This is a genomic window from Bacteroides sp. AM07-18, assembly GCF_003602695.1.
Classification (GTDB): Bacteria; Bacteroidota; Bacteroidia; order Bacteroidales; family Bacteroidaceae; genus Bacteroides; species Bacteroides uniformis.
In genome coordinates this window covers 271,372-283,472 of sequence record NZ_QTLM01000001.1, presented here as the reverse complement: position 1 = coordinate 283,472, position 12,101 = coordinate 271,372, and the positions used below count along the sequence as shown (strand labels likewise).

Sequence of the window (12,101 nt, the reverse complement as noted above, 5' to 3'; positions counted from 1 at the left end):
ATATATAAAGGATATATATAGTCACACCACAATGCGGACATACCTTTAACAAAGGCATTCCATTTCTTGTTTAAATGTTCAACTAATATCTTCGTACTGTCTTCCTAACCCACGAGCAAAGGCAGCCTTTAATGAATGGCAGGTCTTCTGACTGACTCCTAATCCTGAAGCCTTCCCGATATTTCAATGCATATCAGTGGCAAGGGTGTTTTTCATGATATAAACGGAGCTTCACAGCAGCGGGACTGTCCGGGATTTACACCCGATTCCCTTTTAATCCAGATGATGGAAACATGCATCCGGAACCAATTCGCGGGCAAAGATAACAAAAATTATCAGGAGTATTCGCAAACCTAATAGTTTTTGTTATCTTTGTCCCAGTTTTGGTTTCACCTCTCCCGGTTCTGTTGGAGATGAGTGATGAAAAAGGGAATCAGGTGCAAATCCTGAACAGACCCGCTGCTGTAAATCCTTCCAAAATCTTTGAATATTCTACAAGCCACTGTCCGCCCGGCGGATGGGAAGGCATTCAAAGAGGGATAAGTCAGAAGACCTGCCAAGACAACATAGTTTTAGTGCTTTCGGGGAATAAAGCAACAAAACATTGAGTCGAGGCATTCTTTATCCATATAAAGGAATCTTTCTCTTTGTTCATTTTTCCTTGAGGGCAAGTTACGAACGCTTATAAGGAACTGAAATGAGATTCATCACAGGACTGCTATTTACATTTATCTGCCTACTGCCTGCAGGTAGTATGGCACAGAATAAGGTCACCTTATCCGGAAAAGTCAAAGACCAGCACGGGACACCGGTAGCCCAAGCCACCATCGCAGTGGAAAACACCACCTCCGGCACCTATACGGACGACCGGGGGAAGTATTCACTGCAAGTCGCTCCGGGTAAACATACCTTCATCGTCTCCTTCCTGGGCTACCAAACCGTGAAACAATCCCTCGACATCCGGCAGGATAAAAAACAGAATTTCACATTGCAGGAAAGCGCCGTGGCATTGAATTCTGTCGAAGTATACGGAAAGACCCAAACGCAGAAAGTGAAGGAAGGGGCCTTTGCTGTCAATGCACTCGACATCAAGCCGATAGTAAACTCACTAAATAACCTCAACGACCTGGTGAACCGTACAACGGGCATCAAGGTGAGAGAGGAAGGCGGGGTTGGCTCGGACTTCGACCTCTCCATCAACGGCTTGTCCGGAAATTCAATCCGCTACTTTCTGGACGGAATGCCACTGGACACCAAAGGAAGCGGTGTTTCCCTCGCCAACTTACCCATTAACATCATAGACCGGATTGAGATATACAAAGGAGTAGTCCCTGCCAGCTTGGGAACAGATGCACTGGGCGGTGCCATCAATATCATTACAAAGCAGGAGAAGAAGAATTATCTGGATGTATCTTACGGCATCGGCTCCTTCCATACACACAAGACGGACCTGAACACCCAGTTCGTAGAAAAGGGAACCGGACTAATAGTCCGGCCAACCGTTGGCATCAACTACTCCAAAAACGATTATAGAATGAAGAATGTGCAGATGCGCGACGAAAGCGGAGACAATTTCATATATGGCAATCCCAAGCGTTTTCATGACGGCTACTTCTCGCTACTGGCACAGGTGGAAGCCGGATTTGTCAACAAATCCTGGGCTGATGCCTTCTTTGTTTCCGCCTCCTATTCAAAAACAGACAAGGAACTGCAGACGGGGTCTGTCCAAAACAAAGTATACGGAATGGCAGAAAGGAATTCCGATTCCTGGAACATCTCTGCCCGCTATCAGAAGTACAACTTCATCCTGAAGAACATGCAACTGAATGCCTCCCTCTCCCACACCTGGGACCATTCCTTGACCGTGGACACTGCCTATCGGAAGTACTATTGGGATGGAGGATACATCGTGAGCCAGCGCAACGAGATTATGGGCAAAGAACCATCCATACGCCACTACAAGCGTCCGCTCACCATTATGCGCACCAACCTGGACTATCAGCTGAATACCCATCACAGCTTTAATCTGAACTACCATTTGAGCCGTACCGGAAACGACCGCTTCGATGACCTTGATACCAGCTTCGAGCCGTCAAAAGATGTGGTTACCAAACATATCCTGGGACTCTCCTACAACCAGTCTCTGTTGGATGGCAAGATGGAAAACGTATTCTTCATAAAAGACTACATCAACCATCCCAATATCCGGCAGACCGACCAATCCAGCGTGACCGGCTCGAAGGATGTGCAAGGTTCCACCACCAAGAACTACTTGGGCTACGGTGCTGGACTTCGATACACCATCGTAGAACCTTTATCCATCAAAGTATCCTACGAACATAGTGTGAGACTACCCATTGCCCGCGAGCTGTTGGGAAACGGTACCACCATCTATGCCAACGTGGCACTGAAACCGGAAAACAGTAACAACTTCAATGCTTCTCTATTCGGCACATGGCACCCGGGCAATGGACATACATTCTATTACGAGATGAGCGGATTTTTCCGCAAGGTAAACAACTACATTCAGACCAGCATTGCCGAGAAAGAAGGCACGATGCAATATACCAACGTCCCTGCCGTCCACGTGAAAGGTGTGGAAGGGGAAATACGCTACGACTGGCAAGGCAGACTGCAGCTCTCCACCAACGTCAGTTACCAAGACACCCGCGACCAGCAGAAGTACAAGGGCGACGGAAAACCCTCCGCCACCTACAACAACCGTGTGCCCAACCGTCCCTGGCTCTTTGGCAGTGTAGAAGCATACTATACCTTCCGCAACATCGCCCTGCCCGAAAGCAGACTGCGCCTGGGTTGTACCTATCAGTGGGTGCACTGGTACTTTTTGACCTGGGAAGCTTACGGCTCGTATGACAACAAGGCACGCATTCCCGCCCAGCACATCTGTAATGCCGACATCACTTACTCATGGAGACGCGGACGCTATAATCTGGCTTTGGAGTGTACCAACTTCCTCGACAAGACAGCCTATGACAACTACAAGCTGCAGAAGCCCGGACGTGCTTTTTTTGCTAAATTCAGACTATTCATTAACTAATCATTTAATAATTCATTCAAAATGAGAAAATTCAAATTTACACTGATTGCCTTTATGGCTGCCATGATGGCACTGTCATTCACAGCGTGTTCCGATGATGACCCGGAACCTAATCCTAATCCGGACCCGGAAGTCAATGAGGATAACTATCACTTCGACCTATTTGTAACCGTAGACAAGCACGGCGGGATGAGTAGCAAGAATACCACTATCGTCCATAGCGTCAACTCATTGGCCGCAGAGCAGGGTGTCATCACTGTGAAAAGAGAAGGTTCGGAACTGGGAGATTACTCCATGGAGACTATCTCTAAAGGAAAATATTACTACCAGATTCCCGCAACCAATGACCGTTTCGTGAAATATCAAATCAAGAACAATGCTGTTCAGGTAATTGCAGAACGTCCCTTCAAGACCAACAGCTATAAGGTGCGTGCCTACACACATGCCTGGATTGACGACAATACACTCATCATCATGTCTACCAATGGCGGGAAAGACCAAGTGATTTATACAAAGCTGAACGCAAAAGACCTGACAATCCTCGATGAAGGTACTCTGAACATACCTGATCCTACCAACTGGACCAAGCTGACAAGCTCCGGTATCCTTACCTACCGCAAATCGGACAATAGATTGTACTACTTCTATTATTGGAAAGAAAAAGCCGGTCTGACAATTGCAAGCGAACAAGAGCCTAATTTCCACACAGCCATCATCAATCCGGTAACTATGGAAGTAGAAAAAGACATCAAATCTCCCGTTGAAGGTGAAATGGCAGGAAGTGCCTATGGAGAGCTGATGCAAAACTGCGTGATGTATGACGAAGCAGACAACCTCTACCTGGCTTGTTTCCATGAAGAGGCAAGTGGTATTGAAAAGGGGATGCTACTACGCATTAAGGTAGGCGCAACAGAATTTGACACTTCCTACAACGGTTATCAAAATGCAGACGGTAAGTTGATGACAGTTCAGTATTTAGGAAACAACAAAGCTTTGGTCTATGCTCGCAATGACAAAGCTCCTATCAGCGATAAAGCAGCTGCTGCAGGAATCAAAAAGCCTACAGCTATCGATGCATTCTCACACTACTATACCGTCATCGATCTTACCACCGGAACCAAGACACGCTTAAGCTATGATGGCAAGGAAATCGGTTACAGCGGCGGTCGCTTCTCACAGCGTTCTGTCATCTTCAACAACAAAGCATACATTGGTGTAAACACTGAAGAAGATGCCAACGCCGTTATCTACATCTATGACATCAAGACCGGTAATGTAGAGAAAGGAGCCGAAGTGGACGGACGCTTCTACTTCGATATGATACGTGTCATAGAGAACGATTAAAACAAGCATCAGTATTTATGAAGAATTTGTTTGTCTTTTTATTCCTTTGTAATTTCCTCCTCCTCTGCCATGCGCACGGGGGAGGCAACTACGAGCACAGCGATATGCTTGCAAGTATGAAACCCGGCGACAAAGCCGCCCTGCTCATGGTGCACTTCGGCACTACGCACGACGATACCCGCGCCCTCACCATTGATGCCATCAACGCCAAGGCACAAGCCGCCTTCCCGGAGTTGAAGTTCCAAGAAGCCTATACGTCGCGCATCATCATCCGCCGCTTGAAAGAGCGCGGCATCACGAAGCTGACTCCACTGGATGCCATGCTGAAACTGCGCAGCGAAGGTTACACACACCTCATCGTACAGAGTACCAACATCATTGACGGAGTAGAAATGGAATCCCTCCACCGGGATGTGGAAAACGCACTACCCTTCTTCAAGGAAATACGTGTAGGTACTCCCCTGCTCTACTCTATCGAAGATGCAGAGAAAGTGGCAAGTATTCTGGGGAACCGCTACAACGCCCCGGCACAAAGCAAGAAAGCTACCAAAGAACACTTCGTCCTTGTGGGCCACGGCACCTATACCCCCAGTACCGCCATCTACAGTCAGATGGACTATATGCTGAAAGCAGGCGGACTGACCAATTTCCATGTGGGCACCATCGAAGGTTATCCAACCTTTGACACCATGCTGGCACAACTGAAAGCCGGGAAAGCCAAACGTGTGACCCTCATACCCTTCATGTTTGTTGCCGGAGACCATGCCAAAAACGACATTGCCGGAGAGTGGAAGGAGATGCTCGAGAAAGAAGGCTTCACCGTCAGTGCACAACTGGAAGGACTGGGACAAATTCCGGAAATTCAAGAAATATTCATTGACCATATCCGTTTCGGACTGAAGCACCGCATGCTGGACATCATGACGAAGAAGGCGGCCTATGCTGCCGGAAAAGACACAGAATAATATACCCATTAGTGGGTATTTAGTGTTCTTGAATCATCTTGTACTTTTGCAGGAAAAACGCGAACGACAATGAATGTTATCACCAAACTGATGTACTCTATTCATAGGATACTGGGCACTTTGCTCTGTATCCTATTTCTCATGTGGTTCCTCTCCGCCTTCGTGATGATGTACCACCGCTTTCCCCGTGTCAGCGCCAAAGAGAAAATGCAAAAGCTGGATATGCTCTCCCAAACCGGAGACTCACTTCCGGACATCTCCTCCGTCACAGCCCGCCTGCCCCGTGGCGTAAAGGTCAGGTCTACGATACTGAACCTCAATGCCGGACACCCCGAGTTCAGCTTTAGTACCACAAAAGGCACGCTTCATTTCCTTGCCGATTCCACCATCTCACGACCCTCTCTGGACAGTGAACACCTGCACCGGACAGCAGCTTTGTGGTGTTCTTCTCCCATTACCCGTATCGACACCCTCCACTCTCTGGACCAATGGATTCCCTTCGCTGAACTGAAAAAGGAAATGCCCATTTATAAAATATACTTTGCCGACGATGCCGGGACACAGCTCTATCTGAGTTCACAAAACGGTGAGGCCTTGCAGTTCTCCAACAGAAGCGAACGCTTCTGGGCATGGCTGGGTGCCATTCCCCACTGGGTATACTTCACCTGGCTGCGGCAGGACACCGTCCTTTGGACTAAGACCGTCATCTGGCTCACAGCTCTGGGTTGTCTCATGGTCATTGCCGGCATTTGGGTAACTGTGGATGTATGGCGTAAGACGCACCGAAGCCGCCATCCCAAGTTCTCCCCCTACCGAAAAAGATGGTATCACTGGCACTACGTCAGCGGAATCTTTTTCGGCATCTTCGTACTGACCTTCACCTTCAGCGGCATGATGTCTCTGGCAGACATTCCCGAATGGATTCATAAACCGGCACTGAAGAAAGGCAGCGCCACACGCACGCTCCATGCCCGTGCCCCACAACCGGAGGATTACCCCTTGGACTACCGCCGTGTCATAGCTGCCTATCCCCAAGCTTTGCAGATAGAGTGGCGCAACTTCCGCGAACATCCCTACTACATCGTAAAAGATAGAAAAAACGAGTATTACATCGATGCCGCCGACAGCCTGCCGCGTCCGTTACAACTCTCCGAAGAAGAAATCCTGAAAGGCGTGGAAAGCATTTATACCTCCCAGCGTGATTCTTCACAACATATCCCCGGCATACGTATCTCCCGGCTCGAACATTTCGAGACCTACTATCGCGACATGAGCAATATGTATCGCGGACGACCCCAGCTTCCCGTCTGGAAGATAACGGTGGACGACCCGGACCGGAGCGTCTATTACATTCACCCGGAAACGGGAATCATCCGCCATGTAGACACCTCCTCCCGCTGGAAATACTGGAGCTATACAGCCCTGCACCGCATGCGTCTGCCCGGTCTGAACTCCAATGCCACCCTGCGCAAGACTGTGCTTTGGGTATTGCTGCTTGGAGGTACAGCCGTTTGCATCACGGGTGTGGCGTTAAGTGTGAATTATATAAGAAGAAAATGTTGTAAAAGACAAAAACGCTATTAACGAGAATAAACTTGTATGAATAAGAAAAGACTTGGAATATTCCTCGGCAGCATAGCCCTATTGATTGTCTGCAGCTTTGCGGCCTATCAGTACTGGCTTGCTCCTACACGTATACTTATTATCAACGCAACCCTGGCACAAGCTGCCGACATTGCCCTGAACAATGACTGCGCCCGGATAGAAGTCACCTGCATAAAAAAAGAAGAGGTGAAGGACCTTTCCGGCTATGATGCCATCGTGATGTACAGCAGAGGGCTATACCTTGACGACGGCCAGATTGCCGAAGTGGAACGGGTGGGTGCCAGCGGAGTACCAGTCTTTACGAATACGTTACGAAATTTCACCCTCTCCCTCAATCACAATGTTACCAATGAACAACAGCATACGCTACGGGAGTATCTCAAGAACGGCAACAAGCACAACTACCGGAATGCCTTACTCTACCTGCGCCACATCGCCACTCCCCACCGGTGGAGACACCAGGATTACGAGCCTCCCATCCCATTGCTGGAGAACATGTTCTACCACCGCGAATACGGCCGCTACTTCAGTACTCCGCAAGAGGTGACCGCCTATCTGAAAGAAAAAAATCTCTACCATGAGGACGGACGCAACCTTGCCCTGATTTCCGGACTCAACTTTCCGATGGAAGGAAACCGTGCCCACGTAGATTCCCTCATCACGTGCTTGACACAAGCAGGCTTCAATGTCTATCCTTTCACAGCCGGAGGTCAACCGCGTGCCGATATGATACGTACCCTCCATCCCGATGCAGTAGTCTACCTGCCTATGGGACGGCTGGGCAATGACTCACTCATCAACTGGCTGCACCAGGAAAACATTCCTTTATTCATGCCCTTCCCGCTGATTCAGCCCCACGAGGAATGGCTGGACCCGGATACCCCCGTCAGCGGTGGCACACTGACCGCCCGTGTAGTGGTGCCTGAGATAGATGGAGGCATGCTACCCCTCTGCATCGCTACCCAAAACGAAAACAAACACGGATACTATCTGTACACCGCTGAAAATGAACGGATAGATGCCGTAGTGGACCATATTACCAAGTACATGTCCTTGAGAGACATGTCCAACAAAGAAAAGCGCGTTGCTATCTGTTACTTCAAGACTCCGGGAAAAGACGCCCTGCTGGCAAGCGGTATGGAAGTGATTCCTTCACTCTATAACTTCTTGAAACGCCTGCGTTCGGAAGGGTACGACGTCAGTGGACTGCCTGCTACTGTAGAGGAGTTCGGCAAGCGGATACATCGTGACGGTGCCGTCATGGGTTCGTATGCCAAAGGAGCACAAGAACAGTTTTTGAAAACGGCACACCCGATATGGCTTTCTACCGAGCAATACGAACAATGGGCACACGAAGTACTCCTTCCCGAGAAATATCAGGAAGTGACAGACAGATATGGAGATGCGCCCGGCAATCTGCTGGTAACAGAGGACAGTATTGCCATTGCCTGCCTGCAATTCGGCAATATCCTACTCTTCCCCCAGCCCCGCCCGGCATTGGGAGATGATGAGTTCAAACTGGTGCATGGAATGCCGGTAGCGCCGCCCCACAGCTACCTGGCTCCTTATCTGTATATGCAAAAAGGATTCAAGGCAGATGCAGTGATTCACTTCGGCACCCACGGCAACTTGGAATACACGCCCGGAAAGAATGTGGCACAGTCGCAGGCCGACTGGTCGGATGTACTGATTGGTAACCTCCCCCACTTCTATTTCTATACCACCGGAAACGTAGGCGAGGGTATCATTGCCAAACGCCGGACACATGCCGTACTGGTCACCCATCTCACTCCGCCCTACGTGGAGAGCGGTATGCGCCAACGCTATTCGGCCTTGCTCGAAGATATTCACAAAGTGCTGGACGAAGGTACCGAAAAACACCGAACCCTAGGAATAAGTATCAAAAAAGAAGCCATGCGTCTGGGACTGCATCGCGACCTCAACCTCGACTCCATCTCCAGTGACCCCTACACAACCAAGGAGTTGGAACGTCTGGATGCCTTCACCGAAGAGATAGCCAACGAAAAGATACTGGGTGCGTACTACACCATGAACGAGCCTTATTCTGACCGCGACCTGCTGACTACCACTCTCGCCGTCGCTGCCGACCCGCTGGCATACGAAACGGCCCGCAAGGACCGCGATAAAGGCAAAATCACCACAGAGCAGTTGCAAGACTTCACCTATATAGCCCACCACTACTTGCCTGCCGCCAGGAAAAGGCTGACCGCCTTACTCCAGAATCCACCCAAGGATACTGCATCTGTAGCACCGGAGCTTCGCCCCGCCCTACTCTATCGCGAACAGTTGCTTGCCTCCCCCGTCAACGAACAGAATGCCATGGTGCGTGCACTCAGCGGAGGAACCGTATTCCCTGCGCCGGGAGGTGACCCCGTACTGAACCCGAACGTTCTGCCCACCGGACGCAACATGTACAGCATCAACGCCGAGAATACTCCCAACCCAAGGGCTTGGGAAGATGGAAAGCGATTGGCAGAAGCGACTTTAAAACAGTACATCAGCAAGCACGGCGAATATCCCCGGAAAGTAAGCTATACCTTCTGGGCAGGCGAATTCATCAATACGGAAGGAGCTACGCTGGCCCAGGTATTCTGGATGCTGGGAGTAGAACCCGTACGCGACGCCCAAGGCAGAGTGGTTGACCTGAAACTGGTGCCCAGTGAAGAACTGGGGCGTCCGCGCATCAATGTGCTGGTACAAGTGTCCGGACAGCTACGCGACATAGCCGGTTCCCGCTTGAAGTTACTGACCGATGCTATACGTCTGACATCGGAAGCCGGAGATGAGACCTATCCCAACTATGTGGCATCGGGTACACTGTTGCAGGAAAAATTACTGGTAGAAAAGGGAACTTCCCCCAAACGTGCCCGTGAAATGTCTGTGATGCGTGTATTCGGACCGGTCAACAGCGGATACAGTACCGGTATGATGGCCTATACCGAGCACAGCGGCTCGTGGGAAAGCGAAAAGGAGATAGCCGAAGGATACCTCAACAATATGGGTGCCTCTTATGGGGACGACGGAAATTGGGGAGACGTCCAGGAAGGTTTGTTTGCCTCGGCACTGTCCGAAACGGATGTTGTCATCCAGCCCCGTCAAAGTAACACATGGGGCCCCATCTCCCTGGATCATGTATACGAATTTACGGGTGGACTCTCGCTCACCGTCAAAACCGTGACCGGCAAGGAACCGGATGCCTATATGGCAGACTACCGCAACCGGACCAACCGCCGCATGCAGGATGCCAAAGAGGCCATTGCCGTAGAGACACGTTCCACCATCTTGAACCCTACCTTTATACAAGAGCGGATGAAAGGCGGGGAAGGTTCGGCGCAGATGTTCGGCGAAATCTTCCGCAACATCTTCGGCTGGCACGTCATGCGTCCGTCGGCCATGGACAAAGAACTGTTCAATGACTTGTATAGAATGTATATAAAGGATGAGAATAAGCTGGGCATTCACGAGTACTTCCTCCGCGTCAATCCCGCCGCATTCCAGGCTATGACAGCCGTCATGCTGGAAAGCGCCCGCAAAGGTTACTGGAAAGCATCTGATGAGCAACTGAAAACCACTGCTTCCCTGCATGCACAAATCACACGCGAAAAAGGTGCCGCTTGTACCGAATTCGTTTGCGACAATGACAAGCTACAGTCGTTCGTTGCCGACCAGTTGGATAATAGCGAGAAGCAGACCTATACCCAGAACATGAAGGAGGTACACGAAGCATCCGCAACCGATGGCAAGGATGTCGTACTGAAAGAACACAAACTGACTTCCGAACAAACGGTACGTAAGAACAGGGTGAACGGAGTGGTTGCAGGCAGTCTTGTCGTCATCACCTTCATCGGACTGGTCGTACTGTTGAAGAAAAGAAAAAAAGAATAAATAGAAACAGAGTATTATGGAATACGTCATTCATCTGTTAGCCCTATTCATCGCCCTCAATTTTCTATTAAAGGTGGGGTTCTATCCACGCTGGGGAATGTGGACGGTTGCCGCAGGCTGTGCCTTTTTTGCGTGGCTGGTGACTCCATGGATGACGGAACAGTCCAAGACCGTGGTGGCAGCTTTCTTTGCCTCCCGTCCACAGATGTTGAACTTGTCGGTATGTGTCACTCTGGAAGCCGCCATAATGATAACTTTCTGTTTCGACTGTTTCGCAAAAATGCGTACCCGCAACACGGCCTTCAAACAAGCGGTCACCCTCTTCCTGAAGTTATACCCCGGCATACTGATAGGCGGAGTAATATGCTATGTCCTGGCACTGCTGCTTTTCACTTTTCCCGGAATAGATTTCGGCAGTCTCTCATGGATAGCAGCCGGTGTTACTTTCTTTGCAGTCGGTGCCGGTAGCCATTTGCTGCGATATGCTATCGGTGACAAGCCGCTGCGCTTGGAAGTATTGTTCATTGTCAATATTTTCATTGTTATATTGAGCATCATTGCCACGGGCTATTGAAACGAATTAAAGAATTAAAAACTAAAAAGATATATGGAAACAATCTCAAACACACTGTTCTGGATTTCGAACGGGCTGCTGGTTCCCGTCATAGTCCTGCTGCTGCTATTCTTTCTACGTGCCATTCTCCTTGCGGGAGGTTTCTTCGGGGAATTCTATCAACGGATGAAATTACAGAAGCAATTCGCTGAAACACTGGAGAACATTACCCCAGAGAATATAGACGGACTGCTGCAGCAACTCCCATCGGCAGGCAACTCCCCTCTCCTCCGCAGCATGTCCAAATTGTCCGCACACCGGGATGACGACGCCTACTGCGAACACCTGCTTGCCAATTATGAAGTGGAAGCCGAGAAGGAGTTGGGACGTTCGCGTACTTTCATCAAGCTGGGTCCTATGTTGGGACTGATGGGTACCCTCATCCCGATGGGTCCCGCACTGGTGGGGCTGGCACAAGGAGACATCTCCTCCATGGCCTACAATATGCAGGTGGCTTTTGCCACTACAGTGGTAGGTTTGGTCATTGCTGCTGTCGGCATCATTACCCTGCAAGTGAAACAACGCTGGTATGCCCGCGAAATGAACGACTTGGAATATCTGTACAAAGTGATAAGCCGCCAAACGGCCGAAAAGGAATAACGGACTAACG

General features: G+C 49.9%; 7 protein-coding genes and 2 riboswitches. All 7 genes read left to right on the top strand.

What is annotated here, in order from left to right; all coding sequences use genetic code 11:
• Positions 1–119: 119 nt before the first annotated feature.
• A riboswitch (cobalamin riboswitch) is annotated at positions 120–325 on the bottom strand.
• A 42-nt stretch (positions 326–367) separates the two neighbouring features.
• Positions 368–576, top strand: a riboswitch (cobalamin riboswitch).
• Between the two features lie 121 nt (positions 577–697).
• Positions 698–3,058, top strand: coding sequence for a TonB-dependent receptor (locus tag DW096_RS01280; protein WP_118940790.1), 2,361 nt, complete (start codon positions 698–700; stop codon positions 3,056–3,058).
• A gap of 21 nt (positions 3,059–3,079) precedes the next feature.
• Positions 3,080–4,402, top strand: coding sequence for a hypothetical protein (locus tag DW096_RS01275; RefSeq protein ID WP_117703344.1), 1,323 nt, complete (start codon positions 3,080–3,082; stop codon positions 4,400–4,402).
• Between the two features lie 17 nt (positions 4,403–4,419).
• Complete coding sequence (locus DW096_RS01270) at positions 4,420–5,367, top strand: sirohydrochlorin cobaltochelatase (RefSeq protein ID WP_120028645.1); 948 nt, start codon at positions 4,420–4,422, stop codon at positions 5,365–5,367.
• A gap of 69 nt (positions 5,368–5,436) precedes the next feature.
• Positions 5,437–6,951: a PepSY domain-containing protein gene (locus DW096_RS01265; protein WP_005836677.1), complete on the top strand. Its 1,515-nt coding sequence runs from the start codon at positions 5,437–5,439 to the stop codon at positions 6,949–6,951.
• 15 nt (positions 6,952–6,966) lie between these two features.
• Entirely contained in the window at positions 6,967–10,878 is a 3,912-nt protein-coding gene (locus tag DW096_RS01260) for a cobaltochelatase subunit CobN (protein ID WP_120028644.1), read from the top strand.
• Positions 10,879–10,894: 16 nt separating this feature from the next.
• The gene (locus DW096_RS01255; RefSeq protein WP_005829371.1) at positions 10,895–11,452 is read left to right on the top strand and encodes a hypothetical protein; all 558 of its coding nucleotides are present in this window, start codon (positions 10,895–10,897) and stop codon (positions 11,450–11,452) included.
• A gap of 33 nt (positions 11,453–11,485) precedes the next feature.
• A complete protein-coding gene (locus DW096_RS01250) occupies positions 11,486–12,091 on the top strand; it encodes a MotA/TolQ/ExbB proton channel family protein (RefSeq protein ID WP_117681278.1) in 606 nt (201 codons plus the stop codon).
• Positions 12,092–12,101: the final 10 nt, after the last annotated feature.